Source organism: Propionivibrio sp. (genome assembly GCF_029255185.1).
Taxonomy (GTDB): Bacteria; Pseudomonadota; Gammaproteobacteria; order Burkholderiales; family Rhodocyclaceae; genus Propionivibrio.
This window is the reverse complement of the sequence record NZ_JAPUVO010000086.1, coordinates 27,468-53,136: the sequence shown is the minus strand read 5'-3', so window position 1 is coordinate 53,136 and position 25,669 is coordinate 27,468. Positions and strand designations below refer to the sequence as shown.

Here is a 25,669-nt window from a genome sequence, read left to right as displayed (position 1 = left end):
GCACATTTCCTAGTCTTCCTGATACATGGCGAAAGGGACTGGTTCTGTGATTCCCAAACGATCTGCTTCCGTCTGGCTGGCAAATTCTCTTTCAAGGTCTTCCTGGTAGCCATCGTAAATATGGTCAATCTGATCATCAATCATGCCCTGGTTAGGGGATACGACTCGCTGGGGTGGCTGGTAGCTGTCCTGGCTCGAATCCCAATAGCGATCCATATCAGGTAGTAAGGGTCTGCTGGGCAAGGCATCAATCCAAGCCGCTGGTTTGCTTTCGGCTCTCGTTTTGTAGGGCAAGATCGGTGCGGTCAGAATGTAGGCGGGATTCTGCTTGGCAAACAGCGCCAGATAGGTAATTGTCCTTGTGGCTTCGTTGGCTCCCAACAAGTTGAACTCGTTGGCTCCCATGACTTTTTCCTGGTGGTGCTGCTCGTCAATGGATGTGGATTTCCCACCATCACTGTGGCTGACACTGCGATGCAACTTGGCAATGGTCTTCTCGCCCAATAACTCAGAAAACTTGTTGGCACTGAAACCGTCCTGGATACCCAGCACATACAGCGATCCCGTGTTGGAAGTCATGAAATCCACGAATTCCTGCCCGTAGATTTTCACCAGTTGTGCCAAGTCCTGCATGGCAAGACTGAGACTGACCCCCCTTGAGCGATACAAGGACAAAGCCGGTGCCGTGAAGGGTTCGATGTTACCGTAGGACTGAAACTCATCGATCAGGATGTGGAATCGGCGGCTTCGGCTGTCGGCCAAATCGCCCAAAATCACGCTGTTGGCGAAGTAGAGTATTCCCTTGATCAGTCCTTCGGTCAGGCTGGGGAAACTCTCGGAAGGCTTCAAGATAAGCACTTTACGCTTGGGGTTCTCGTGCTTGATCCATGAGCGAATGGAAAATTTTTTGCGAGCTTCTGCTTGATCCCATTCATCAGCATACTGAACCACGGTGGCACACAAGCTTTTCCAGTCATCCATAAAGCCTGACTTCATCAGAAAGCCTTTTTCGTTGCCGGTCAGACACTGAAAAATTCGCACTTTCTGTTCGTCAATCGGTTGCTTGATGAAACGGGAAAAATCCTTCCACTGCCAGTCAGGCTGTGTCTGGTTGAGAAAACGGCAAACCCCTTTGAAATGAACCGCCTTCTTCATCTTGGCAGTTTCGTTCTCGGTGTTCATGGGGTCATAACCCATCTGGACACTGATGAAATTCAGATACGCTGGCGATTTCAAGGCTTGAGAGCTTGCCTGATGGATGGCAACCTTGCTGTCGTAGCAGTCATAAATTCTGCCCAATTGGATGATGTCCGCTGTGTGGGTTCCCAAGTTGAACATCACACTGGTCAAGGTCTCACGGGCGGAATTCAAGACCTGTTTGGCTTCAGGATAGTGTTCGCCTACGATCCCTGATAGTTCTTCTCCCGATTTTCCGAGTAGATAAGCCAGCATGCCGTAGTTCCAAACCTTTGGTGCCAACACCTGCAAGACTTTGGTCGCCCCGGTACAAACGGAAATAGCGGCAAGCGGCCAAATTGAATCCTTGTCATCCAGCGGAATTTTTCCTTTCCAGAAGGCGTGGGCCACCAACGGATTTCGTAAGTCGGTCGCAATATCCCAGCACACACCGCCATGTTCATGGGGAGCGATCTTGACGATGTGGCTACTGTGGAAATATTTGCAGTAGTCGGATTTAGGGGTGTCGGCGATCAAGAGCTTCACGCGGTCGCCGTTACGAATGTGCTGATAGACCTGAGCCACTTCCAGAAAGTAGATGAGCTGAGTCTTCCCGCGTCCTGTCCCACCAATATAAAGCGTATGCGAACGGCGAAGGGCTTCAGGCTTCTCAATGAATCGTCCAGACTTCAGATGCTGGGGAGTGAAGTGCAGCGGATTGGTGGGGTCAAAACCTGAGTCGGCTGCCATCACCAAACGGGAACCATGGCCATGTCGGCACAGAAAATTGAACTCTCGCTTCAGTGACTGGTAGGCGATTTTCCCTTCTAACAGTTCCTTTCCCTTCACATGGCGAACACCGCCCACGGGTTTCAAGGATTTCCAGAAGACCCAGCCGCCACAAGCGATGCCACCGATGAGAGCGATCAGCCAGCGATAAGCAAGGTAGTCCCCCATGCCGCTCTGGTTCAATCGAAATAGATAAGCTCGGTAGTAGTGAAACATATCCCCCTGAAACAGTTTTGAGATCAACCCGGCCAGTACCTGCCAGAAAGCCTGCACATGAAAAATCGGTGGTCGCTCGCTCGGTGGAACAGGAAACAAAGGGTAATTCGCCCAAGACAACAACAAAATCAGGCTGACGGCGATCACCGTGGTTAGCACACCCAACATGAGGGCTGATCCGACATGCACGGTCGGGATGGTGGTGTCCAAGGGCGTCTGATCGCCAGGCAACATCCACTTGGGTTTGGGTTCCTTTCTGATGTTCACGAGCCGAAACCTCAGAAAATGAACTCAAGGTAGAGGTATGCCCCACAGAACAGAACATAGACGGCAGCAGGAATAAAAAATTTCAGCTTGTAGCAGTTTTCTTTCCACAAGTGACTTCTTGGTTTGATGGTTGATTGATCGTTGTATTGATAGTCCCCCATGATCTCGGTTGGGATGAAAATAGATTCTTCATCTGTGGAATTTTCTTGTTTGTAGTTCATGTTGTTCTCTTCTTGTTTTTGTACAAGCTACAAAAATAATCAGGGAAATCAAGATGACTAACAAGGTTTGTCAGAAAAATGATTCGATGCTTTACCAACTTCCCCAGGTTCCCATGTTTTTTTGGAAATTTGTACAAGGGGATGGGCGGCTATCTATACCCCCTATTTTCTTCTTGTTGAAAAAATGATGGGGTCTCTGGGGAAATCCTTGCAATAGTCAGTCAATGTTGATTTTTCCCCTCCCCAGGCACTTGGGGAAGCCTTGGAAAAATTGTAGTAAAACTTGATTAATTGCTTCGGATTGGTTTATGGGAGACGCTTGATCACATCAAGTTGAACAAAAGTTCTCCAAGGCATTGGGAATTCACCCCCGATCAATGCTCATTTTTTCCCAGAACTTCCCCAAGGCAATGAGAAAGAAATTTTTAGACTCCATCGGGTTTAGTCGTCGATTCCCTTGAATCCGTCGCAACTCGTGAATTCAATGGGGTCCTGACTTGCCCAAGTTACCGTGAAGAAGATGGGGCAGTAGCACTGAAGAATGTCACTGTTGGCTTCCTGAATTCGTCGGATTCGTCCCGCTCGCCAAATTGCATTGGTACAGGTTCGGCAAACAATGTCGCTGGAAAGGGAATAAGCTTCGTTGGCTTGAGTGAGTTTTTTGAGTGTTGGACTGATGATCATGCGGTTCTCCTTCTTGTTATCTGTGCATGGTTTGGTGTTTCTGACTTCGTGCCTTCTGCTCACGTAACTTCTGCAAGCGGGCTAGTTGCTGGGCATCGTTGCTCTGCACGATGCGGGCTTTGATGGCTTTGGGTATGGGCTGCGGCTGGGTTTTTGCACGACGAACCTGTTCAACCCGCGCCATCTTCAAGGCTTCATAGGTGTTTCGGGCGGCGCCATCCAGAATTTCATAGTCATGGCTGGTTTTCTTGAACTGACTGCTGGCCATCGCTTCCACAATGCGGATAAAACGATCCAGTGGGTGCGGGTCGTTGCCAGTGGTGCCCTTCCAGTGCTGATCCAGAAAGCTTCGGGTCTCGGTAAAGGACTGCAAGGTTTCGCTGGGAAGGTTCAGATTTTTTTCCTGAGCGATCCATTGAGCTACCTTTTTCATGGATGCCGTGGGGGCTTTGCCGTCCAGCTTGGTTTCCAGTGTGCTAACCATGTCCTCGCTCAGATACATCTTCAATTCGTGGCGATGACGAGAACAGGCGACATAGGCATGATGCAAACTATTGGTGGTGCTGGACACAAAATAAAAGGACTGATTTTTGGTTTGTCCCTGACTTTTATGCACTGTTACGGCATAGGCATGTCGTAGGGCATGGGGCTTGCCGAGATCCAGCACGATTTCCCTGCCGTCATCCATCCTGAGCTGGATCGCCTTCGGTTTGCCGGTTAGCTTGCTGGTAAAAATCTTGCGAACTTCCCCCGTGTCGCTGTTGTTGAGTTGCTGGGTGGTGGCATCGTCGGATTTCTGGTTTTTCGTGAAGACAATGCGATCCCCAGTGGAGAAAGCACGTTCCTGCTTGTCGTTGCACTGAACCATGACGTCTTGCTCTGGCAACTTTCCTGACTGCTTGAGCTGATTTCGGACGGCTAGATTGAGTCGTTCGATATCGTCATGCGTGGCGGCCAGAATAATTTTGTCCTGGGCTGAACTGCTAGCAGATAGGTAGTCATTGACGATCTGGGTCAGTCGTTGCTCATCGGAAGGGGTGATGATGACCTTGCCGATCTCGTATAGAGTACGGATGCCCTGATGTGATCGCCCACTGGCGAAATCTTCCACCATGTCGCGCTGCCACTGATCCACCTGACGGTTGATTTCACGAACCGGGGTGGTGATGAACTCCTGGTTAAGCTGAGAAAAATTTCCGCCAAACCCCACGCTTTGGAGCTGTTCCTTCTCGCCCACCAAAACCAGCTTGCCGCCTGCATTATTGATATGCTGGATCACACGGTAGAAGCTGTTGGTGTCCGCCATACCCGCTTCGTCCCAGAACAGAACGGACTGGCGATCCAGCTTTAACTTGCCTTCGTCCAGCAGGCGAAGCAATTTGGTGGTGTTGTGGAAGTCCTGCGATCCCATGCCTGTGGATTCGGCCAAACCCTTGCTGGCGGTGGAACTGGTGGATGTGCCGAAGACCTTGAAACCGTTGGCAACATAGAATTCACGGGCCGCTTTCAGCAAAGTGGATTTACCGGCACCGGCTCTGCCAGCTACATTGCAGACGGCTCCTGGTTCGCTCAGAATCATTTGCACCGCTTCTCGTTGCCCCTTGGCAAATTTGAAACGGCGATCAGGGCCGGATTGACGGGCTTCGTAGTCCAGAATGAAACGATCCACCAGAGCACGCTCAAAGCTGAAACCCGTTTCCTGCTCGCGGGCTTTCAGGCTGTCAGAGATATAGCGATCCTTGGCGATTGTGGAACGGTGCAAAAAACGGGCTTCTCGCATGAACCGAAGTTGCATGGCCTGACGGTGATTGGGGTCGGTGATCGTGTCGTCCAATAGCGGTTTGAAGTAGTCCATCTGCTCCTTGCTCATGGCCAGCACACAATCTCGTTCAAAGATCGTGGTGGCTTCACGTTCTGCTTGCTCGCCCGACATGAAAGGCAAGAGCTGCTTCTGAAGATGGGCCAAATATTGGTTTTCGGTCATGGCCACATCCTTGTGGTGGCGAAGAAAAGTGTCTTCCATGACGCTTGCCGTGGGTGCTTGGTGCTGATTTTTCGGCTGTCGCTGGTGGCGGGCAAGCTCCTGCTTGAACTGGGTTGGGGTCCAGCCCATACGATGAAATTCCTGTTTCCACTGGTGCATCAACTGCGCGGGCGATTTGTCGGTTTTCTCATCGCGGGACGTCAGACGGGCCAACTCTTCCGCCTTGTAGCCAGTCTTGCCTGACTGTCTCAAAGCCTGCTGCATCTCTTTTTCGCGGGTGGCTCGCCAGTCACGAACCTGGGCAGGGATCAGCGATTCGGGCAGATCAAAGGACACGGTTTTTCGCTCGTGATTCTGAATGAACTCGTTGGCAAGGTCCTCATCGTGTTTGACGGCTTCAAACACGAAACCGAATTCCTTCTCCAGTCCGGCCTTCATGTGTCGCATAAACAAGGTATCCAGTGCCGAAGCATTGGCGCCGATCTCGTCGGTGCATAGGCTGTACAGATTGCCGTCATAGCCACGGGCCACATTGAGCAGATCAAGGTGAAAATGCAGAAATGGACTTTCTGAGCGTGAGTCCACATGAAAATAGGGCACGGCCAAAATCTCGGCGGCACACTGGTAATCAGTGCCGTCCTGACCTTTGCGGATGCGGGCCAGATTGAGCATTTCAGGCATCACCACATCCCTGAAAACCTGATTGCATAGCTGGCTAAAGCGAAGTTCTAGTGTTTTGTCTTCGCTGGCGAGCAAAGCAACGGCGGTGGAAAGTCGTTCGCCGAAGCAGAAAATGAACTCTGTCCCCAAACGATTTTTTTGCTCGCCCTTGGCCGGATAGCGGTAACTCCCGTCAGCATGGATCGGGGTCGCCGTTTTCCTGAACTGCACCATTTTTCCCCTTGGGGTGTCCTGTGCCTGGTGGAACAGGGGGGAAGACGAAACTACGGGACACCAGCCGTTGGACAAGTCTTTCCAGAGCTCAGGGCTGAGAAATTTTCCATCCAATCCAAGGCTCTGGGCCAGCTCGCCCAAGAGCTTTGGGTTATACGGATTGCTCGCCAGAAATTCCGCAAAGCGGGGATCGTTCAGATCACGAGTTTCAAGCTCAGGAAACTGCTCGGCTATGGTGGCAAGCAATGCCGTGCTGTTGTAGTTCAGTTGCTTCTCGTGATACTCCAGATTGGTCATGGCAGCATAGTTGCGAAGCATCATGACGATTGCCCCATGCTGATGCTCTGGACAATGAAATACAAGTCTTCGATCACTGAACTAAGCTGGGAAATCTCATTTCTTACAGAGACCAACTCATCCTTTAGTTCGTCAAAGGAATCGGTCAGGTTTCGGTTCTTCTCGTATTTACGAAGCACGATTCGCCAAGCTTCGCTCTTGTTCTTGATCTGGTGTTCCTGCATCACCAGTTGAAGAAGCTTTGCATCTTCAGGAAAAACCTTGATGCCATCCATTCGTAAGTGTTCTTGCATTTGTTGTCCTTTTTGAAATCAAGGTAACAAATGAAATTGGGAAGTCAAGGTTTAACCAAACAAAACAATCAGATTCTTGAAGAACTCCGTGTTTTCTATTGGAAATGAACCTATCGCATCCAGATACATTTTAATGTGATAGGTGCTTATGAACTGCAAAACGGCAAAAAGCAGAGAATGCGACAAGAAAAAGACAGGGATGTACAACGCGCAACAAGGAAAGACAAGTAAATACAAACCAGAAAACATCAATCCAACAAAAATAAAACAATTGAAAACGAAAAAATACAACGGATGTACAAAAACAAGACAAGGGCACTTGATTTTGTGACAAAAATTTCTTACTTCAATTCATGACGCAAGAACATTAGGGGGTGTCATGAATATACAAGAGCGATTAAGCCAAGCTATCGTGCAGGCTGAACATGAAGCGGTTGCCACAACAAACAAGACACGACTGATTGATGTCTTCAGGGAAAACTACGATGACTGGAATGGTCGTCTGTTTCCTGCCTGGAAGAAGGTCGGCAAAGTGTGCCATCAGGAATTGAGCTTGCTGCTCAATCAAGTGGGGTTCGGCACAGTCAATCCAGCAATGGTCAGTCGCTACATGAAACTGGTCAGGGATGAGCGAAGGAAGGTGGATCAGTCAGTGACCGCCACACAGCGAAAAGCGGCGATCAGAACTTCCCCCACCAACCCAGCAGCGGTTGTCACGGAAAAGGTGATAGCTTCCGACTGGTCAGAGCCAAATTGGTTGGGTCATGAACCAGATTGGCGAAGTCTATGCAGTCCTGGAGCAATCCGCCCTATGGCGGCTGAAGACTGGGACAGACACTGGGAAAATGTCTGGCGATGGCTCTATCGTCTGGCTGACAATCACGATCTGAATGCTTTCGACCGCACAAACTATACGGGCTTCAAGAAAATCAGCGCCAGTATCGGTGATCTCTGGTTGGACTTGAGCAAGGTTCGTCGGTTGATGAGCATGGCCGGAATGTCGGTTGATCCCAAGGGTGTTGATAGTCAATCGGCTTGATGTCCATGAACGAAATTTTCAACTCTCGCTGATTTCCTGCAACTTCCAAAGGAGTGCCTTCACAAGTCGGGGTGCCCCCTTGTATCCATCGTACCCCTCGTGTTCAATGACAGATTTCATGGCTTCAAGAAGCATGTAAGCAGGACCATCACCGTCAAAAAGATGCGATTCAATTTTCTTCACGTCAATGGTGACTAATCGCCCACCATCTTCCATCGCCAGACAGATTGCATCCAAAGCATCGGTCCAATACCGCTGTTCTCCCCACCAGATCGTTCTTTCTTCGGAACTAGCAGTATTGCTATGGTTAATGCTTATCGGGGGGAGTGGGAAAGACGGATTTTCAGGAGATATGACAGAAGCTATACCTTCCCATTGAAGGTTATCTTGATCTGCAATCCATATTGGCAAAGTCTGTAGATCTTCAGAATTGCCTTTCATGTTCTCCCACCAAAGTGTGGGTATCCAGTCGCCTTGCTCTAGGAAGCCTACGAGTTCAGCGAGCCAGCCTGCATAAGCCCAATCCCTCTCCTTCCCTTGGTTTGCGATCTCAGGAAAGCGCTCAATAAATTTTTGGGCAAGTGTTCGGGCATCGTCGTTGGCGGTATCCATCCAGCCGAAGTAGTCTCCAGCGCCTGTGATGGCGACATTGCTCCCAGTCAGTTGGCTTTGCGGTATGACAGCCCCGTTTCGTTCTGAGAAATAGCGTTTTGGGGCTATCGCCAGCCTGAACCCAAGGGGATTCAGATATGGCATCCCCCGCAGTCCCTGGTAGCCAAGGCGGTGTAGTTCAGCAAGCATTCGTATGGCTCGTTGTGCTCGCCGAATCCAGTCAATTTTTGATTTCATGGCGCTTCCGTTCTTGCTTTGAGTGTGGTCTGTCAAGCACTTTAACCCATGGCAACTGACAGGTCAGCCAGCCTTAGATCATTGGTTCAAGAAAAGTCCTTCCACCGCTTCGCTGACACTGGGGATAAACCTGTTCATGATGAACTGGTCACCCCTGTCCTGTGCAAGATAGTCACTATCAGCAGGGAAGTAGGAGCCGTCAGCCTGCTTGCGTTCTGCTCTGGGGGTAAAAACTTCTCGTAGGGTATTGTTTTTGAGTAAGTCAAAGATTCTAGGGCTCAACGTCTGCTCAAGGATGAAGTGGGTCTCATGCCCAAACTGTTTAAGTATGCCGTCAATGACGGTCTGGGCATTGCTTTCGGTTGCCTTGATAAACCCCGCATTGATGGCAAGAATGAACTTGGCACCGTGGGGGAAGGTTTCTCTCAAGCTCTTATAGGATGTAATGCTTTTCTGGTCCTTGATAGGACAAACGAAGATAACTTCAGCATCCGCAAATTCCAAAAAGTCGATGAAATCCTGTGGGCTGCCCATGCAGGTTGCCAGTTGATGTGTGGCATTGGCTGGTAAATCGAAAACAAGATAATTGGAGTCAGTGCCAAGACTGCTGGCTACCTTGGATTTCTCGTCAGGGTTGGCAATGTCCAGAAAAGCAACTCCTTGGGCTGGGTCTTGTAAGTGCAATGGTTTCAATGCCCCATTACTGTTCTTCTGCCCATATCGTTCATACAAGCCCTGAAAGTTGCGGTCACAGACATAACCATCAACTTTATCAGTCATTCTCAATGTTTCAAGAATAACGGATGCTACGAGCGTCTTGCCAATGTTTCCTGCATCAGAAGCTACAATCACAACCTTTTTCTTCATTTTTTGCCTTCCTTGTTTGTTTGTATATTTGATTTACAAAAAACAAAGAAGAAAAGCAATGGCTATTTATGTGTATATTGATATTTGATTGAAACTATTTTGTCGAAATACATAAAACTAAGATCGTTAGGGTCTTTGTTAAAGCCAAGTTCCATAAGCTCCTTGTATGCTAATGAAATCAAGTGTTCTTCAATCTCATCATCTGTGGCTGCATCAAATTCGTCAAAGTAAATAAATATGTTCATTGATCGTTGATTGTTGTCGTTGAATAAAATGTCTGCTTGATAGTGTTTCATTTTTATTTCTCCTATTTTATTGGAATAAAGTAACAAACAAATTCGAAGTGTCAAGCTTTGAATATGCTTTGTTAGAGTCTTGTTGTTCTGTAAAATCAAGGACATGACTCGATCCGAACTCATTGCACGCTTGGCAGAGCGATTTCCCCAGTTGATCCTTAAAGATGCTGATGCCTGTGTCGCTGAAATTCTCACAGCGATTGGCGATAGCCTGAAGGCTGGAAATCGTGTCGAAATCCGTGGTTTTGGTTCGTTTTCCTTGAACTATCGGCCTGCCCGAATGGCTAGAAACCCCAAGACGGGCGAGAAGGTAGCCGTATCAGGGAAGTTCGTTCCGCACTTCAAGGCAGGTAAGGAGCTAAGGGAGCTGATAGATCGCCGATAAGCACCATGCAAAAGAGACTCCGCAGAGTCTCTTGGCTTTAGTGAGTTGTGCTTTCTTTCCAGAATGCCAACTTCTTGGTGGTTGGTGGCGATGCATACACGGTATCAGTGATGTTGTCCGTCCAGCATTCGCCTGAAGGCTTGTCGGTGCTGGGAGACCATACAAATGGGTCCTCATCTGGATCATCAGCAAACGGATCGCAATCGTTGTATGACTTCTTGACCTGGTGAGCCGTAGGCTGAACGGTAGCCATAATGGCTACAGGGGCTTCTGCTTGCTGCACAACAGGCTGAACGCTTCGCTCTTCAATCTTCACTGGCATGGTGAAGGCGATTGGTTTGATGTTGAGCTTGGCTAATTCGAGCTTGCTTTTTTCCGCTTGTGGCTTGGATGGCTGAGTGACCAAGGTCAATAAGTCGGCTTCGGCTTCTTTTTTCTGTTCAGCTTCGTCCCCACCTGGGCATGTGAGACTGAAGAAATCGCTGACCTTGATATGCTGGGCAAACAATTTTTGGGCTTCAGCAAGCTTTGGAAACCTGAAGTAACGGCCAATCGCCTTGTTCTTCCACTCAGTGTAGGTGTCTGGGAACTTGAAAATCTGCTGAACTTTGGCGTTAAAGCTCTGCTGGCTGAAGCTCAAAATCTTACGGCCTGCCGTGCTGTGGAAGGTCTGGAAGTGTTCAAAGAGTGCCATGCGCGGAATGGTCAGCTCTTGGAGCTCCATTTTGTCCGTTTTGTAGCGGTTGTCTTCTGGGATGGCATCAATCGCACCAGCGAGAATGTTGAAGATGAAGCTCTCGACTGGATCAAGGTTCTGCGCCTTGATCAAGTTCTTGGCATCAGTCTCAATGGCGATGGTAGGCTCAAAATGGGTGTAATTCACTTCATTCTGGAAGAAATGCACCAAGGCATTGGCGCCACCATTGTTCAACCAGTCATAGTAGGTCTTGAAGTAAGCCTTGTAGCCGATCAGTTTATTGCTGCAAGTAAAGGCGTTGTGGCGACGGTCACTGTCTTCAATACGAACAGGGTTGTCGTTGTTGCTGGTGAAAATGTGGAATGAGTAGTTCTGGATTTCCACGGAAGTGACGTTCTTGATTCGGCTTTTGCGAGTGGTGCCAGTGATCAAGGGCTTCATCTGCTCGTTGCTCTTTTTGTCCCCAGAGAAAATGGATTCCTCATGCAGAAAATACTTGGTGTGGTGATACTCATGGTTGAAGCCAGTTAAAAGCTCGTCCAGATTATCAACAACAGCGGTATGGTTCGGGCACATGGCGCGGAGTGTCTCGGAAATCGTGGTTTTTCCTGATCCCTGCTTTCCCTGAAGGATGATCGTTGTATCGGTGCGGATATGGGGAAACTTTACGGTATAGCCGATCAGTTTGATGATGTGCGCCTTCTGTTCGGCGGTTCCTTCAATCAAATTATCAATGTGATTCAGAAATGGAGTTACATCCCCCTTGATGGGCTCAACGAAGCCTGTCCAGAAGTTGAAGGTCTCAGGATCATTAAACTTGGGGTTGGGGTCAAACACGGTGTGCTTGTAGCTGGTGCAGATTTCAGAACGGGTCTTCAACCAGAAGTCTGCAAAGGAAACCTGAACCTGATAAGTTGATTTGTTGTACTGCTTGTCAATGTTGAAGTGAGATTTGATCTTCGCCTTGCCGAATTCGGCTTGTGAGAAGTAAGAGTAGGTGAAGTCATTCACAATGCTCTCGCTACCATCATTGTTGGTGATAGCTCGCTTGCGAAGGATAGGGCTAATCACAACGGATTTTCCACCCATGTCTTCCACAAAGAAGTAGTCTGAAAATTCATTGCAATATTGAAGCATCAATTGCTTGTCTTGGTAAGAAGAGCAAGCATTGTATGTTTCTTCGTTTTTAAGGATGTCTTGGTATTTGACATTTTCCTTTCTTTTGATTAGAGTCATAAGTAACCTTTCATTTTGTAAGTTGTTTTGGTTTTGATGCGGCTTTGCAGGGCCGCATTTTTTATTTCAGAATGAATGTTTGGCTTTTCTTGAATTCTTTTGCCTTTCCTTGAAGAAAGGTTCGGGTCAGAGACTGCCAATTCACCCCTGCTTGTCGTAACTCTCGGATGTCCTTCATTAGATCATCGTCAATCACGACATTGAAAAACTGGTGCTTCTTCTTTTCTTTCATGATTTGTTCTCCTTCTGTGTTTTATTGATCTAACAGAATATTTGCTGTTGTCAAGTTTGAAAATGTTGCCAACAAATTCCTAGATTTAGTAGGGTGCGATTTTCCCAGCTTCCCCATTTTGTTTTTCAATTCCATCATTGATGTGGTAAGAAGCTATATGTAACCACTTTTTCTTCTTAACTTGAAAAATGATGGGGTAAATGGGGAAAGCCTTCGAAATCCACGTAGATATTGCCTTTGCCTTTCCCCAAGAGCTTGGGTAAGTTCTGGGGAAGGTGGGGGTGTAATTAAAGATTTTGACTTTAAATTTGCATTTTTCATGGTTTGTATCTCCTTCTTGGTTGAAATAATTCTCAAATATGGGGATGTCTTCCCAGTGATTCCCCAAAGCGTTGGGGAAGTTATTTTTCACTTATAAAAGCTATTTCTTTTCATTGACTCAATAAGCTTTCTTCGCTTGTGATCTGGATCAATCAATCTGAAAGATACCCAGAAATCCACGCCGCCAAAACGTAATTCGAAGATTTCAATTTCGGCAACATTACTGAGTTCTGTCTTTTCTTCAGTCAAAGTAACGTCAATCGCGTAATCGACCGCATTGCATAGTTCTTCTCCAAAGACGGAATGGTTCCAATTTGTGATTTCTGAAAGTTCTTCCGACGAGCATTCTTTGTGGAATTCTGCGATGGTTTTACATTCAAAGCCTTCAGAGATTTTTCTCCATATGTCGGAATAGATTTGTGATGCGTAAGCTTTTGCTAAAAATTCCCTTGACTCTTTGCTATAGTGTTTTTTTGTTTCTTGCATGATGGTTCCTTTCTTGGTTGTTAGATTTTGATAACTTGGTCGTAGATCTTGCTCAGATTTTCCAAATACTTGTCATGCTCTTCTTTGAAGTCGCCCACAGACTGTACGAAGGCTTCAATGTCAGAGCGTGACTTAAAATCGCCTACCACTGCCGTCAATCGCTCTTCCATCTTGTCAATGTGTAAGTCAAGATCGCCGTAGTAGCCCCACATAAGCGCGACAAGATCAAGAAAGTGAAACCAAGGGCTTTCTGGGGTATCCTTCTCAATCAAAATGCATTGCTTATAGACCATGAGACAGGTAAGGATTGATCCTTTGATTTGGTTAATGCTTAGGTTGCTCATGCCTTTTTTCATATCTTTGCCGAGTTGATTTTTGTTTGTCATTGAATTTCCTTTTTAGTTTGATGTTTGGTTATAGCGTTGCATACACTGTGGTGATCAATGGGTCATTTCTTTTGAAATCATTTCTCGCTTTTGGAAAGAATTGATTTGGTAATAGGGATACCATCTGAATGGCTTGCAGATTCATGAGTTTCCAGCCATGTTCTTCAGTGCAACTTGTTCCATCTGTTTGAAAACCACGAACATACTCATTGCTATTTGCTGCGGCGCCAACAATGTGTGGTTCTATGATTCGTGGTAATCCCTTGTACACAACAACTATTTTTTGTTTGTGTTTGATTGCATCTACTATTGTTTTCATTTGTTTTCCTTTCGTTTGTTATTAAGGTGTGTGTATTTTGTGGCTTGTGTTCTTTATTTTCCATGAGTGCAAAACTGTGGTTTGCTCACATTTCATAGGAAGTTCTTTGTGAGCCAAACATTGCTTTACACTCACGTTTTCTGAAACCTCCCTAGAGAACGTTATTTCTATGAATGAACAGACCAATCCCGTTCAAACGGTATGGTGGTTTCCGCTGAAGTCGTGGAAGCTCCACGAAGAAAAGGGAAAGAAGCTGACTTTGGCTTGGATGCGGGGCGAAGCATGGATCGCCCATTGCCTGAAAGTGGCTGGTCTCAAGGCGGCTGGCGGTCTGCAGGATGTCGTGGCAGGACAGGTCGTGATCAACGACGATTCGTTTCGTGCTTACAAGAGTGGGCGAGATAGGCCGTTGATCGGTAGCGTGGAAGCGATCAACAAGGTGTTGCCTGGAACTTTGCAGACTTGGGATGTCGGCCCTGATGGGCTCCCGCTCTGGGCGATATTGGACGATGACTTGTCAGCCAGCCACGCCCTTGTAGATGACGAACTGGCGAACCATGCTGAAAGAGCGAAGTGGTCTCTGCTCTCGGACAGAAATTGCACTATTCGTGACATGAACCCTTTGCAGAAGGCACAGGCACTGCTTGAGAACACTGTTCCTTGGTATTTCTGGTCCAGGACCTACTGGGAGCGCCAATCTATGCCAGTGGTGGGCTGGGCCGGAAGATCTTCAGTAGAAGAATCAGAAGATGAAGATGCGGCCAAGAAATTCACATATTTCAGGCATCAGGATCGAAATACCTATTACCTGACCTTGGAAGAGTTCATCAGCCACAACCCTAGCGTGCTTGCTACTGTTTATACCGAAGGTGCAAGACGGTTAAAGCTGATAGAACTGGGCGAACAGACGGAACAAGGGGACGAAACGAAAGAGACCAAGGCGATCAAGGCGAACGCTAGAAGGGCCAGGATTGGTTTTTCTGACTTCCGATACATCACCAGTCCCAGAAGAGTCTTGTCCTTGCTCGCCCTGTACAGGGTGCTGAACAGTGGCACTGATGTATTTGAAAAAGATGTTGCCGACTACCTTATGGGCGGCATAGATCAGGCGATCTCAGATCTCTTCGGGCCTGCGGTGCATAAGTTTGTGGGTGAAACTTTTTGAATTTCACCCATTGAGTAATGGTTACTCGTGTAAAAAAGCCCACCGAAGTGGGCTGGTTGGGTGTGATATGCAGACTTAAGCTTGTGGTTTTGACTTTGAAGGAGTGCCGTCACTCTTAAGACCAAAAGCCTTGTAGAAAGCGGCTTTGTTCTCATAAACCAACTTATTGGGGCTACGGGCATCCGGGCGGGAAATATCCAGCCATGCTTTGAACTCTGGTGTGATCTTGGTCAGGCAATCATCAATTCCTTTGGCGATAATGGCCTGTACGAATTTCTGCTTCCACGATACACCACGGGGGCTGTTATTGAAGTCCCATTCAAATTCGGTCGGTACGATGCCGTCAGCTTGTGGTTCGGCGGTGAATTTGTAGTCGGCAAGCTTAAATACACCTACAACAAGTTTATCCTTCTTTGAGGCTGTACCTTGTTGCTTACCCTTGCCGCTAGGTTTAATCAGGTCAAAATGAACGGCTGTAGCCTTCAGGTCATCAATGGTGTAAGCCTTCCCAATTAGGCGAGTAAGTTCAATTTTGTTTGTTTTGATTGAATCAATGATTCCAGTGATTTCAGCATCACGCTCTTTTTGCCATTCAATTTTCTTGGCAGTTAATTTCCCAAGCTTTTCCAATTCCTCTTGAGTCAAGCCATCGGGAACTTTTTTGGCAATTGCTTCAAGTTCGGCTTGTTGTGGGAAAGTCATCTGGAGTCCTTTCAAGGTTGTGAAGCTGTCTGATTCAACAAAGCATCAAGTTGGCTTGTTGTTCTTCGTGGATCATAGCACCAACTTTTGGTGCGTCAACGCCTGTCACGACATGAAGTTGATGTTTTCATTAAATGCCTTTTTGAACATCTCAGGTTGAAACTGAGCTTGTTCCTTGGCATTCTCTTCTTTGTTGAAAACTTGTACTTTTGCATGATGACAGGCTTGTCAAGACTTCTATGACAAGGGGTAGTGGCTTAGAATGACGCTGTGCCGTTGCATCGGATGCTGACGTGCCCGGTTCCTAGTGGGGCGGTGTCCCCTTGTTGAACATATAACTAGACAGTTCAGGGACATGATCACATCCTTCCATGCCAAGTATTTTGCTCACGAGCTGACCAGGCGGCACGCTCCCAATGATGTAGGTAGGCTCTCCCAGTCCCTGTTTGACGCCAGTGTTGATCTGAACCCCCACCAGATTGAAGCGGCCCTGTTCGCCTTGAAGTCGCCGCTCTCCAAGGGGGTGCTGCTGGCGGATGAAGTCGGTTTGGGCAAGACCATTGAAGCGGGGATCGTCCTTTGCCAGTATTGGTCTGAGCGGCGGCGCCGTCTGCTGGTCATTTGTCCTGCCTCGTTGCGCAAGCAATGGGCGCTTGAACTGGAAGAAAAATTCAACTTGCCCGCCGTGGTCCTGGATGCCAAGACCTCGCGTGATTTCCTGAAGCAAGGCAAGTCACCGCTGACCCAAAAAGCCATTGTCGTGCTGTCCTACAACTATGCAAACAAAATTCGGGATGAGCTGAAGGCGATTCAGTGGAACTTGGTCGTCATTGATGAAGCCCACAAGCTGCGCAATGCCTACCGTGAGAGCAACAAAATTGGTCAGGGGTTGCGGTGGGCCACTGAAGACTGTCGCAAGCTGCTGCTGACGGCAACCCCCCTGCAAAACTCCCTGCTTGAGCTATACGGGCTGTCGACGCTGATTGACGATCACATTTTTGGTGATGTGAATGCCTTCCGCAGCCAGTATGTGTCGGCTGGGGGGGACTTGGAAGGTCTGCGAGAACGGCTGTCGGGATTTTGCCGTCGCACCCTTCGCAATCAGGTCACTGAATACATCCGCTACACAGAGCGAAAGGCGATCACTCGTCCCTTCAGCCCGACGGATGATGAGCACAGGCTCTATGAAGCGGTCAGTGAATTTCTGACCCGTCCCAACAGCTATGCCATTCCGCATCGGCAACGACACCTGACCGAACTGATCCTTCGCAAACTGCTGGCTTCTTCGTCCTTGGCAGTGGCTGGCACCTTGGAAACCATGAAGGTGCGGCTGGAAGCGTTGCGCGATGAAAAATTGCAGGATGACCCTGACTTTGCCGAGTCACTGATTGCTGACGAAGACATTGAAGGCGATTTGCTGGACGAGATACTGGAACTGGATGACCTTGAAGAAGACGGTGAAACGCCGCCACAAGACATAGACCGCAAGCAGCTCGGTGAAGAAATTCGCCTGCTGGCTGAGTTGGCTGCATTGGCACGAAGCATCGGCACCGATACCAAAACCAGAACCCTGTTGTCTGCTTTGGACATTGGCTTTCAACAGATGGCGGTGACGGGGGCGCAGAAAAAAGCGCTGATCTTCACTGAGTCCCGCAGAACCCAGTTTTACCTGAAGGACTACCTTGAAGCGAACGGCTATGCCGGGCAAGTGGTTCTGTTCAGTGGCACCAACAACAGCCCTGAAGCCACCGCCATCTATGAGAAATGGCTGATCGCCAACCAAGGCACTGGGCGGATCGCTGGCTCCCGTGACATTGATATTCGGACGGCCCTGATTGAGCATTTCAGGGATAAGGGCACCATCCTGATCGCCACCGAAGCGGCGGCGGAAGGGGTGAATATCCAGTTCTGCTCCTTGGTCATCAACTATGACTTGCCTTGGAATCCCCAGCGGGTTGAACAGCGAATTGGCCGTTGCCACCGCTACGGCCAGAAGCATGATGTGGTGGTTATCAACTTTCTGAACGAGCGCAACCAAGCAGATCGCCGCGTGCTAGAACTGCTGACCGAAAAATTCAACCTGTTTAACGGGGTTTTCGGGGCATCCGATGAAGTCCTTGGCAGTATTGAATCGGGGGTGGATTTTGAGAAACGCATCCTGACCATCTATCAGGAATGTCGAACCCCAGAAGAAATCGAAACGGCCTTCAAAGCCCTGCAAGCTGAAATGGACGAGCGCATCCAAGCAAGGATGAGCGACACCCGCAAGATGCTGCTTGAAAACTTTGACGAAGATGTCCATGAACGGTTGCGGGTCCAGTTGTCGGACACCAAGGCCCAGCTAGACAAATTCAGCAAGCGCTTCTGGTCAGTCACTCAGTTCATGCTCCGTGACCAAGCCCGGTTTGATGACGAAAACCTTGCTTTTGATATTGCCAAGCCACCGTCACAAAGCATCCCTGCCGGTCGCTATCACCTGATTTCCAAGTCAGGGCCCAAGTCCATAGAGAAGGATGACCCCGACTACGGCACTTACCTCTACCGGCTGTCGCACCCGTTGGGCGAGTATGTGATTGATCAAGCCAAGGTTTTGGACACGCCTGTTGCCAAGGTGGTTTTCAATGTCAGCCAGCACCCAACCCGCCTGCACCTGGTGGAGTCTCTGCGCGGCAAGCAGGGCTACTTGACCCTGACCGCCTTGGCCATAGACAGCTACGAGCGTGAAGAATATTTGCTGTTCTCGGCCCTGGATGCGGACGGCTCGCCCCTTGAGCAAGAAACCTGCGAAAAGTTGTTCAACTGCATGGCTGACAGTGCTGTTCCGACGACAATCCCTGACTCGGTGGTGGCGAGACTGGCGGCAGAGTCCCAGCGACACGCCAAAGCCACCATCAGCCAGTCGTTGGAAGCGAACAACAAACACTTCAATGATGCCCGTGAGAAGCTGGAAAAATGGGCCGATGACTTGGTGCTGGCGGCGGAAAAAGCCCTGCGGGACACCAAAGAGCAGATCAAGGTAGCACAACGGCAGGCTAGGCTTGCCACGAACCTGGATGAGCAGCACGAGATACAGCAACGCATCCAGAAGCTGGAAAAGCAGCAACGGCGACAGCGGCAAGAAATCTTTCAGGTGGAAGACGACATCATAGAGAAACGGGATGCCCTGATTGAGTCGCTGGAAAAACGTCTGACCCAAAAAACCGAATCCCAAACCCTGTTCTCCCTAGCGTGGGCAGTGGTCTAACAACGATTGAATGAGCGAGAGCATGAGCAAATACGATGATCTGGTTCGCAAGCTGAAAGAGATTTTTCAAATTGACCGTCCTGAGCTGGACTTTGGTGTCTATCGGATTCTCAATGCCCGTGTGGGTGAGATCAATGACTATCTTGAGAACGGACTGAAGGCAAAAGTCGTTGAAAGCCTTGCCGCCTCTGGTGCTGGCAACCTGGAAGCCCTGCAAAAAGAGCTGAAGGACAAGGAAGCCCAGTATCGGGCTGACGGCATGGACCCTGACAATGTGCCGAAGGTGAAGGAACTGCGGCAGAAGATTGCTGATCTGGGTTCAGGTGGGGCAGAACATGAGAATGCCGTTTTCACCCATTTGCTGACCTTCTTTTCCCGCTACTACGACAAGGGGGACTTCATCAGCCAGCGGCGCTACAAGGGCGATACCTATGCCATTCCCTATGCTGGGGAAGAAGTGGTGCTTCATTGGGCTGATAAGGACCAGTATTACACCAAGAGCGGTGAGAACTTCTCCAACTATGGCTTCAAGCTGGATGACGATCGCACGGTCAAGTTCCGTTTGATAGCGGCGGATACCGCCAAAGACAACCGCAAGGATAACGATAAGGAGCGGCGCTTTGTCCTTGTTGAGTCACACACTCGCACCGTCGTAGATGCTGATGGAGAACAGATTCAAGAAGAGATCAATCCTGTGGAAGAAGTGGATGGTGAACTCGTCATTCGCTTTAACTATAAAGTCATGCCCAAAGGCTCAAAACAGGATGCTCTTGTAAGCGATGCGGTGAGCAAGATACTGTCCGATCCTATCGTCTCGGCAAGGTGGTTAGACCTGAGCAAAAGAGAGCCAACAGAAAAAAATCCCCAGAGAACCCTGCTGGAAAAGTGCCTGACCAGCTACACCACTAAGAATTCAGCGGACTACTTTGTTCATAAAGACTTGGGGTCATTCCTGCGCCGGGAACTGGATTTCTACATCAAGAATGAAGTCATGCACCTTGACGATGTGCAAGATGCCGAGAAATTCGCCGACATTGAAAAATCACTTCGCCTGATCCAGACTCTTCGCGCCATTGCTCATGATTTGGTTGCATTCTTGGGTCAGTTGGAAGAGTTTCAAAAGCGACTTTGGCTGAAGAAAAAATTTGTGGTTAGCACGAACTACTGTGTAACCCTTGATCGTTTGCCAGAAACGCTTTACCAAGCAATCGCGGATAACCAGAAACAGTGGCAGCAGTGGCTGGACCTGGGCATGATTGAAGCTGATGCCCAATCCCAAGGTGTTGGCTACTTGAAGGCCCATCCTTATCTAATGGCTGATACGGCACTGTACGACAGCGCATTCAAAGCCGCTCTGCTGGCTGTCATAGATGGACTGGATGAAAAGGTGGATGGCGTGTTGATCCACTCTGATAATTTCCAAGCATTGAATTTGTTGCAGGATCGCTATCAAGAGCAGATTCGGTGTGTTTACATTGATCCACCCTACAACACCACAAGCAGTGCCATACCTTACAAGAACACGTTCAAGCACTCGGCATGGGCCACCATGATGCACAACAGGGTGGAAAAGATTGCGCCCTTGATGTCGCAAGACGCTGCGATTTTCGTCAGTATTGATAAGCATGAACGGCAGAACCTTGAGCACATCCTGACTGAAGTTTTCAGTGAAGACAATCAGATTGAAGAACTCATCTGGTCAATGAACACAAACAACAGTCAAGCCCCCAACTACTCAACCAATCATGAGTATGTCCTTGTCTATGCGAAGAATCGAGTGATCGCCGAACAGGACAAGGATATGTTCCGTGAGCCGAAACCGGGCTTCGCTGAAGTAATGGAGCTGGTTGCTCGTCTGAACCCCGAATACCCACCTGTTGAAGTGATTATCAAAGAACTCCGACAGCTTTACCAACAGCACCAAATTGAGTTTCGAGAACAAGTTGAAGCCGATGGTTTGGATTGGGATACTGAACAAAAAAATGATCCTTGGAAGGGGCTCTTCAACTACAGCAAAGCGGAATATCGGGACGCGGCTGGAAGGCTCGTTTCAGAAGAAGATGCTCGCGAACTGAAGGCAGCAATATGGATATGGCAGGAAGGAGATGCTTCAATGCCTGCAACCAAGCAGTCTCCCACTGTGAATGATCCCAGTCACAAAAATTGGCGCTGGTATCAACCGACTCACCCTGTGACTGGCTTGCCTTGTGTTATTCCAAAGAGTGGTTGGAAATTTGCTCTTGAAGACGACGAAGATAGTCCAGATAAACGGAGTTTCAAGGCATTGGACCGCGATGGTCGTATCGCTTGGGGGCCTGATGAAAAGAAGGTGCCGCGCATCAAGCGAATGCTGCATGAAGTCGAAACCAATGTGGGGAAGAGTGTCTTTTCAGACTATTCCGACGGCGAGAAGCAGACACATGGCTTGTTTAACCGTTCTGGTGTCTTTCTTGCTCCAAAGCACTCAAAATTTGTCTCTCGCTTCATCCTTCATGCTGCGAAGAAGGATAGTGTCGTGCTGGACTGCTTTGGTGGCTCAGGTAGCACGGGACATGCCGTGATTGCCGTCAATCGTGAAGACAAGGGCAACCGGAAATATGTTCTGGTTGAGCAGGGCGAATATTTTGATACTGTCATCAAGCCGCGTATGCAGAAGGTCGTTTTCTCGCCCGACTGGAAAGGGGGCAAGCCGACAGCACTCACTGCGGGCATTTCTCATGCCTTTAAGGTCGTCAAGCTGGAAAGCTACGAAGACACCCTAAATAACCTGCAACTGACCCGAACAGCAGCACAGCAAAGCCTGCTTCAGTCCTTACCCGCTGATGCCAAGGAAGAATACTTGTTGCGCTACATGCTGGACATTGAAAGTCGTGGCTCTTTGCTCTCGGTGGATCAGTTCAAGAAGCCATTTGATTGCAAGCTGAAGGTCACAGTGGATTCGGCGGGAGCCTATGAAGAGCGAACCATAGACTTGGTGGAAACCTTCAACTATCTGATTGGCTTGCGGGTCAGACATATAGACATGCAGATGGGGATCGGTTTTGTCGCTGTTGAAGGTTTTTTACCTACAGGCGAAAAGGCTCTTGTTCTGTGGCGCGATGCTGAAAAGCTGGACTACGAAAAACTGAACCGAGTCTGTGAGAAATTGACGATCAATCCTGCCGACAGTGAATTTGATGTGGTGTACATCAATGGCGATCACAACATTCCTGCCGTTTTCACCAGCACGGAAGCCGAAGGGGGCATCACCAAAACCCTGAAAATCCGCCAGATTGAACCTGAATTCATGTCCCGCATGTTCAACACGGAAGCTTGACCATGGCCAGCTTTCACAAACAGCTTGTCCTTAACCAGTGGTTGTTAGGCTTCTTCAAGGGCGGCAGTCTTTCCGGCCTGAAAATTCGCTTGGGTGAAGATCGGCATGAAGGCATTGATGACGATGGGCAAACCGGCTTTTTCCATGAGCTCACCCAGAACTTGTTTGAAGTGGATCGGTTCAGCGAGCAAGACCTTCGTCGCTATGACCTGAACATTGTCCAGCACTGGAATGCCATCACTGAACGGCGTAACAAGCTTGAGGGCACCGTCCTCAACATGAAGTATTTCCAGTATCTGTCTCTGCTCTTCACAGAGATTTATCTGGACTGGTATTTCAACAAGCCCCAAGCCTTGCTGGATGGCCTGAACGAGCAACTGAAGACCTACAACAAGCAGGCCGATGCGGATAACCGCTTTCAGCCATTTGGGGCTGACGAGCTGAACAAGCTCGCCTTCTGGAATGCCACGGGTAGCGGCAAAACCCTGCTGTTGCATGTGAATATTCGCCAGTATCTGCACTACTTTCAGAACGGCAAGGATGCCTACCCCGACAAGATCATTCTGCTCACGCCGAATGAAGGCTTGTCTCGCCAGCACTTGGCTGAACTGAACTTGTCGGGTTTTGGTTTCAGCCGCATGTTTGACAAGAATCGCAGTGGTGTCTTCAAAGGCACGATTGAGATCATTGACATCAATAAGCTGGGCGACGAAATGGGCGACAAAACCGTTGCCGTGGAAGCTTTTGAAGGTAAAAACCTGGTGCTGGTGGATGAAGGCCACCGTGGCACGGGCACCGCAGCCGGGGCCTGGATGTCTCGCCGTGAAACGCTGGTTCGGGGTGGTTTTGCCTTTGAGTATTCCGCCACCTTCGGTCAGGCGGTAGCCAAGGGTTTTACCGTGCAAAAAGCCGAAGCCGAGACGATGAAGAAGAAGGCGAAAGTTCTCTTCGAAACCACGAACCTGAAGAAGCTGGATGAGTCACAGAAGCAGGCTTTGACACTGACCACGGAAGAAAAGCGGCGGGCTCGCACCTTGGCAACCCGTGAGGTGTACGCCAAGAGCATTCTGTTTGACTACTCCTACAAGTTTTTCTACGAAGACGGCTACGGCAAGGAATCGCTCATCCTGAATCTGAAGGATGACGAATACAGCCAGGAAGACATTGCCCGTCAATACTTCACGGCCTGCCTGTTGAGCTTCTACCAGCAGCAATACCTGTGGGGGGCGAACCGTGACAAGCTGACCGATTTCAACATTGAAAAACCCCTGTGGGTGTTCGTCGGCAATACGGTATCGGGCGAAGATTCGGACATCCTGAATGTGCTGCGTTTCTTTGCGGGGTTCCTGAACGACGAAGCCAAAACCAAGCTGTGGCTGAAGGATTTGCTGGCTAACACGGCGCGTTTGCTGGACGGCAAGGGGCGCAACATTTTCCATGACCGTTTCACCCCGTTGATGGCTTTCACTGCGGATGATGTGTACAGCGGCATCCTGAAGCTCTTGTTCAATGCTGACGCCAAGCAGCGCCTGAAGGTGGTCAATCTCAAAAACAGCAAGGGGGAGTTGGTCCTGCGGGTGGGGGAGTCTGAGCCGTTCGGCCTGATCAACATTGGCGACGATGCAGGCTTTTTCAAGGAAGCCGAAAAGCCCGAAAACCTGGCGTTGTTTGACACGGAAGCGGATGACTTCGGCGGGTCTGTGTTCGGGACGCTGAACAACAAGGACAGCGAGTTGCATGTCCTGATTGGTTCTCGCAAATTCACCGAAGGCTGGAGCAGTTGGCGGGTTTCCACCATGGGTCTGCTGAACATGGGGAAGGGGGAAGGTTCCCAGATCATCCAGTTGTTCGGGCGCGGTGTTCGTCTGAAAGGGCGGGATTACTCGCTCAAGCGCAGCACTCCTGCCCAACGGCCCAAAGGTGCCCACCTTGAACGCTTGGAAACCTTGAATATTTTTGGGGTGAATGCGGGCTACATGGCCGCTTTCAAGGAATACCTGAAAGAAGAAGGGATCACCCCAAGCGACGAAATCATTGAACTGGATTTTGAGACTCGGCCCAATCTGCCGAAAAGCAAGCTCAAAACCCTGTCGCTGAAGGATGGCTACAAGGACAACCAGATCAAGGGATTCAAGCGTACCGTCTATCCGTGGCTCTATGAAGTGCCTGCTGAGTTTGCGGGCAAAATCAAGGAAGCCCACATCACCTTAGACTTGTATCCCAAGCTGGAAGCATTGGCCAGTCAGGATAAGGGCAGTGTCGGTCCTGAAGGCAATATTCGGCACATGGGCAAGATTGCCAGCGAAACCATGGCGCTGTTTGACTTTGACCGAATCTACCTGGCGGTGCAGGAGTTCAAGCAACTGCGGAGCTGGAGCAACCTGCGACTAGACCGGGCTCGTCTGATGGATTTTTGCCTGAACCAGCATGACTGGTACACGCTGTTCATCCCGAAATCTGAACTGAGTATTCGGGGCTTTGCCGACGTGCTCAAACAGGAAGAAATTCTGATCCGTCTGCTTCAGGACTACACCGACAGGTTCTACAAGTCGTTGAAATCCGCGTATGAAGGGCAGTTTTACGACATCGTGACCGTCAAGGAAGACGATGACACGCTGCTCAAGGTTTATCAGTTTGAGATTGAAGACACCGAAGACGGCGAAGCCTACGAGAAAAAACTGAAGGTGCTTCAAGAGCTGGTACGGGATGGCAAGCTGGGTGAAGCGAGTCAGTGGAATGCGGGCCAGATGGTGGCGATCTGTTTTGACAGCCACCTGTATTACCCCTTGTTCGCCATTGAAGGGGCTGTTCCGCTGAAAATGCGTCCCCTTGCTTTTGATGCACCCAGCGAAATCCAGTTTGTTCGGGACCTGGAAGCCTTCTACCAGTCGCCACTGGGGCAGCAGATCATCGGTAAGCGAAGTCTCTATCTGTTGCGCAACGCCGATACCAAAGCCAAGGGGTTGGGTTTTGCCTTGGCGGGCAATTTTTACCCTGACTACCTGCTCTGGCTGGTTGATGAAGAAACGGGGCAGCAGTGCCTGAACTTCATTGATCCGAAGGGCATTCGGCAGATGAACCTGACCGATCCGAAGTTGGGGCTATTCAAAGAAGTGAAGGTGCTTCAGGAAAAACTGGGAGACCCCAAGCTGACCTTGAACGCATTCATCCTGTCTGGAACGGCTTTTGGTGATTTGCTGAATGTGACCTGCAAGCAACAAGAACTGGAAGACCGGAATGTTCTCTTCATGGACGAAGGTGGGCCGGCTTACCTGAAGAAAATGTTTGAACGGACTGGGGTGCTGTAG

General features: G+C 49.2%; 22 protein-coding genes. 7 read left to right on the top strand and 15 right to left on the bottom strand.

The annotated features are described in order from the left end of the window. Window positions 1-9: 9 nt before the first annotated feature. From Q1J43_RS06035 to Q1J43_RS06015, 5 genes are all read right to left on the bottom strand, one after another. Window positions 10-2,448, bottom strand: a complete 2,439-nt coding sequence (locus tag Q1J43_RS06035) for a type IV secretion system DNA-binding domain-containing protein (RefSeq protein WP_301101502.1) — start codon at window positions 2,446-2,448, stop codon at window positions 10-12. 11 nt (window positions 2,449-2,459) lie between these two features. Beyond that, entirely contained in the window at window positions 2,460-2,669 is a 210-nt protein-coding gene (locus Q1J43_RS06030) for a hypothetical protein (protein ID WP_301101500.1), read from the bottom strand. Between the two features lie 441 nt (window positions 2,670-3,110). Then, window positions 3,111-3,353, bottom strand: coding sequence for a hypothetical protein (locus Q1J43_RS06025; protein ID WP_301101499.1), 243 nt, complete (start codon window positions 3,351-3,353; stop codon window positions 3,111-3,113). A gap of 16 nt (window positions 3,354-3,369) precedes the next feature. Beyond that, window positions 3,370-6,528: an AAA family ATPase gene (locus Q1J43_RS06020; RefSeq protein WP_301101497.1), complete on the bottom strand. Its 3,159-nt coding sequence runs from the start codon at window positions 6,526-6,528 to the stop codon at window positions 3,370-3,372. A gap of 20 nt (window positions 6,529-6,548) precedes the next feature. Beyond that, window positions 6,549-6,821, bottom strand: a complete 273-nt coding sequence (locus tag Q1J43_RS06015; protein WP_301101496.1) for a hypothetical protein — start codon at window positions 6,819-6,821, stop codon at window positions 6,549-6,551. Window positions 6,822-6,969: 148 nt separating this feature from the next. On the opposite strand from Q1J43_RS06015, the gene Q1J43_RS06010 reads away from it, so the two are divergent. Both Q1J43_RS06010 and Q1J43_RS06005 read left to right on the top strand, forming a co-directional pair. Beyond that, complete coding sequence (locus tag Q1J43_RS06010) at window positions 6,970-7,152, top strand: hypothetical protein (RefSeq protein WP_301101495.1); 183 nt, start codon at window positions 6,970-6,972, stop codon at window positions 7,150-7,152. Window positions 7,153-7,200: 48 nt separating this feature from the next. Beyond that, window positions 7,201-7,860: a hypothetical protein gene (locus Q1J43_RS06005; protein ID WP_301101494.1), complete on the top strand. Its 660-nt coding sequence runs from the start codon at window positions 7,201-7,203 to the stop codon at window positions 7,858-7,860. A gap of 18 nt (window positions 7,861-7,878) precedes the next feature. Here Q1J43_RS06005 and Q1J43_RS06000 read toward each other — a convergent pair whose 3' ends face one another. The 3 genes from Q1J43_RS06000 to Q1J43_RS05990 form a co-directional block, all read right to left on the bottom strand. Further along, on the bottom strand, window positions 7,879-8,709 hold the full coding sequence (locus tag Q1J43_RS06000; protein ID WP_301101493.1) for a hypothetical protein: 831 nt from the start codon (window positions 8,707-8,709) through the stop codon (window positions 7,879-7,881). 78 nt (window positions 8,710-8,787) lie between these two features. Next, on the bottom strand, window positions 8,788-9,576 hold the full coding sequence (locus tag Q1J43_RS05995) for a hypothetical protein (RefSeq protein WP_301101492.1): 789 nt from the start codon (window positions 9,574-9,576) through the stop codon (window positions 8,788-8,790). A gap of 62 nt (window positions 9,577-9,638) precedes the next feature. Further along, window positions 9,639-9,872: a hypothetical protein gene (locus Q1J43_RS05990; RefSeq protein ID WP_301101491.1), complete on the bottom strand. Its 234-nt coding sequence runs from the start codon at window positions 9,870-9,872 to the stop codon at window positions 9,639-9,641. A gap of 103 nt (window positions 9,873-9,975) precedes the next feature. On the opposite strand from Q1J43_RS05990, the gene Q1J43_RS05985 reads away from it, so the two are divergent. Next, a complete protein-coding gene (locus Q1J43_RS05985) occupies window positions 9,976-10,257 on the top strand; it encodes an integration host factor subunit beta (protein WP_301101526.1) in 282 nt (93 codons plus the stop codon). Between the two features lie 37 nt (window positions 10,258-10,294). Here the strand turns inward: Q1J43_RS05985 and Q1J43_RS05980 are convergent, their stop codons facing one another. From Q1J43_RS05980 to Q1J43_RS05955, 6 genes are all read right to left on the bottom strand, one after another. Continuing rightward, window positions 10,295-12,190: a primase-helicase family protein gene (locus Q1J43_RS05980; RefSeq protein ID WP_301101490.1), complete on the bottom strand. Its 1,896-nt coding sequence runs from the start codon at window positions 12,188-12,190 to the stop codon at window positions 10,295-10,297. A 61-nt stretch (window positions 12,191-12,251) separates the two neighbouring features. Continuing rightward, window positions 12,252-12,422, bottom strand: a complete 171-nt coding sequence (locus Q1J43_RS05975) for a hypothetical protein (protein ID WP_301101489.1) — start codon at window positions 12,420-12,422, stop codon at window positions 12,252-12,254. 85 nt (window positions 12,423-12,507) lie between these two features. Beyond that, on the bottom strand, window positions 12,508-12,834 hold the full coding sequence (locus tag Q1J43_RS05970; RefSeq protein WP_301101488.1) for a hypothetical protein: 327 nt from the start codon (window positions 12,832-12,834) through the stop codon (window positions 12,508-12,510). Beyond that, window positions 12,831-13,229 carry a hypothetical protein gene (locus Q1J43_RS05965; protein ID WP_301101487.1) on the bottom strand — a complete coding sequence of 133 codons (399 nt, stop codon included), beginning with the start codon at window positions 13,227-13,229 and terminating at the stop codon, window positions 12,831-12,833. Before Q1J43_RS05965 ends, Q1J43_RS05970 begins: the two co-directional genes overlap by 4 nt. 20 nt (window positions 13,230-13,249) lie before the next feature. Then, entirely contained in the window at window positions 13,250-13,615 is a 366-nt protein-coding gene (locus Q1J43_RS05960; RefSeq protein ID WP_301101486.1) for a hypothetical protein, read from the bottom strand. A 28-nt stretch (window positions 13,616-13,643) separates the two neighbouring features. Further along, window positions 13,644-13,934, bottom strand: a complete 291-nt coding sequence (locus Q1J43_RS05955) for a hypothetical protein (RefSeq protein ID WP_301101485.1) — start codon at window positions 13,932-13,934, stop codon at window positions 13,644-13,646. Window positions 13,935-14,103: 169 nt separating this feature from the next. On the opposite strand from Q1J43_RS05955, the gene Q1J43_RS05950 reads away from it, so the two are divergent. Then, entirely contained in the window at window positions 14,104-15,099 is a 996-nt protein-coding gene (locus Q1J43_RS05950; RefSeq protein WP_301101484.1) for a hypothetical protein, read from the top strand. A gap of 75 nt (window positions 15,100-15,174) precedes the next feature. Here Q1J43_RS05950 and Q1J43_RS05945 read toward each other — a convergent pair whose 3' ends face one another. Further along, window positions 15,175-15,801 (bottom strand): hypothetical protein, encoded by a 627-nt coding sequence (locus tag Q1J43_RS05945; protein ID WP_301101483.1) that lies wholly within the window; start codon window positions 15,799-15,801, stop codon window positions 15,175-15,177. Between the two features lie 355 nt (window positions 15,802-16,156). On the opposite strand from Q1J43_RS05945, the gene Q1J43_RS05940 reads away from it, so the two are divergent. From Q1J43_RS05940 to Q1J43_RS05930, 3 genes are read left to right on the top strand one after another with little or no spacing between them, the layout of a single operon-like run. Beyond that, a complete protein-coding gene (locus tag Q1J43_RS05940; RefSeq protein ID WP_301101482.1) occupies window positions 16,157-19,045 on the top strand; it encodes an SNF2-related protein in 2,889 nt (962 codons plus the stop codon). 22 nt (window positions 19,046-19,067) lie between these two features. Further along, window positions 19,068-22,361 carry a site-specific DNA-methyltransferase gene (locus tag Q1J43_RS05935; protein ID WP_301101481.1) on the top strand — a complete coding sequence of 1,098 codons (3,294 nt, stop codon included), beginning with the start codon at window positions 19,068-19,070 and terminating at the stop codon, window positions 22,359-22,361. A 2-nt stretch (window positions 22,362-22,363) separates the two neighbouring features. Beyond that, window positions 22,364-25,669, top strand: a complete 3,306-nt coding sequence (locus Q1J43_RS05930; protein ID WP_301101480.1) for a DEAD/DEAH box helicase family protein — start codon at window positions 22,364-22,366, stop codon at window positions 25,667-25,669.

Coding starts and splice junctions, on each gene's coding strand:
- Q1J43_RS06030 (WP_301101500.1), bottom strand. CDS start 2,669: ATGAACTACAAACAAGAAAATTCCACAGATGAAGAATCTATTTTCATC.
- Q1J43_RS06025 (WP_301101499.1), bottom strand. CDS start 3,353: ATGATCATCAGTCCAACACTCAAAAAACTCACTCAAGCCAACGAAGCT.
- Q1J43_RS06020 (WP_301101497.1), bottom strand. CDS start 6,528: ATGACCAATCTGGAGTATCACGAGAAGCAACTGAACTACAACAGCACG.
- Q1J43_RS06015 (WP_301101496.1), bottom strand. CDS start 6,821: ATGCAAGAACACTTACGAATGGATGGCATCAAGGTTTTTCCTGAAGAT.
- Q1J43_RS06010 (WP_301101495.1), top strand. CDS start 6,970: ATGAACTGCAAAACGGCAAAAAGCAGAGAATGCGACAAGAAAAAGACA.
- Q1J43_RS06005 (WP_301101494.1), top strand. CDS start 7,201: ATGAATATACAAGAGCGATTAAGCCAAGCTATCGTGCAGGCTGAACAT.
- Q1J43_RS06000 (WP_301101493.1), bottom strand. CDS start 8,709: ATGAAATCAAAAATTGACTGGATTCGGCGAGCACAACGAGCCATACGA.
- Q1J43_RS05995 (WP_301101492.1), bottom strand. CDS start 9,576: ATGAAGAAAAAGGTTGTGATTGTAGCTTCTGATGCAGGAAACATTGGC.
- Q1J43_RS05990 (WP_301101491.1), bottom strand. CDS start 9,872: ATGAAACACTATCAAGCAGACATTTTATTCAACGACAACAATCAACGA.
- Q1J43_RS05985 (WP_301101526.1), top strand. CDS start 9,976: ATGACTCGATCCGAACTCATTGCACGCTTGGCAGAGCGATTTCCCCAG.
- Q1J43_RS05980 (WP_301101490.1), bottom strand. CDS start 12,190: ATGACTCTAATCAAAAGAAAGGAAAATGTCAAATACCAAGACATCCTT.
- Q1J43_RS05975 (WP_301101489.1), bottom strand. CDS start 12,422: ATGAAAGAAAAGAAGAAGCACCAGTTTTTCAATGTCGTGATTGACGAT.
- Q1J43_RS05965 (WP_301101487.1), bottom strand. CDS start 13,229: ATGCAAGAAACAAAAAAACACTATAGCAAAGAGTCAAGGGAATTTTTA.
- Q1J43_RS05960 (WP_301101486.1), bottom strand. CDS start 13,615: ATGACAAACAAAAATCAACTCGGCAAAGATATGAAAAAAGGCATGAGC.
- Q1J43_RS05955 (WP_301101485.1), bottom strand. CDS start 13,934: ATGAAAACAATAGTAGATGCAATCAAACACAAACAAAAAATAGTTGTT.
- Q1J43_RS05950 (WP_301101484.1), top strand. CDS start 14,104: ATGAATGAACAGACCAATCCCGTTCAAACGGTATGGTGGTTTCCGCTG.
- Q1J43_RS05945 (WP_301101483.1), bottom strand. CDS start 15,801: ATGACTTTCCCACAACAAGCCGAACTTGAAGCAATTGCCAAAAAAGTT.
- Q1J43_RS05940 (WP_301101482.1), top strand. CDS start 16,157: ATGATCACATCCTTCCATGCCAAGTATTTTGCTCACGAGCTGACCAGG.
- Q1J43_RS05935 (WP_301101481.1), top strand. CDS start 19,068: ATGAGCAAATACGATGATCTGGTTCGCAAGCTGAAAGAGATTTTTCAA.
- Q1J43_RS05930 (WP_301101480.1), top strand. CDS start 22,364: ATGGCCAGCTTTCACAAACAGCTTGTCCTTAACCAGTGGTTGTTAGGC.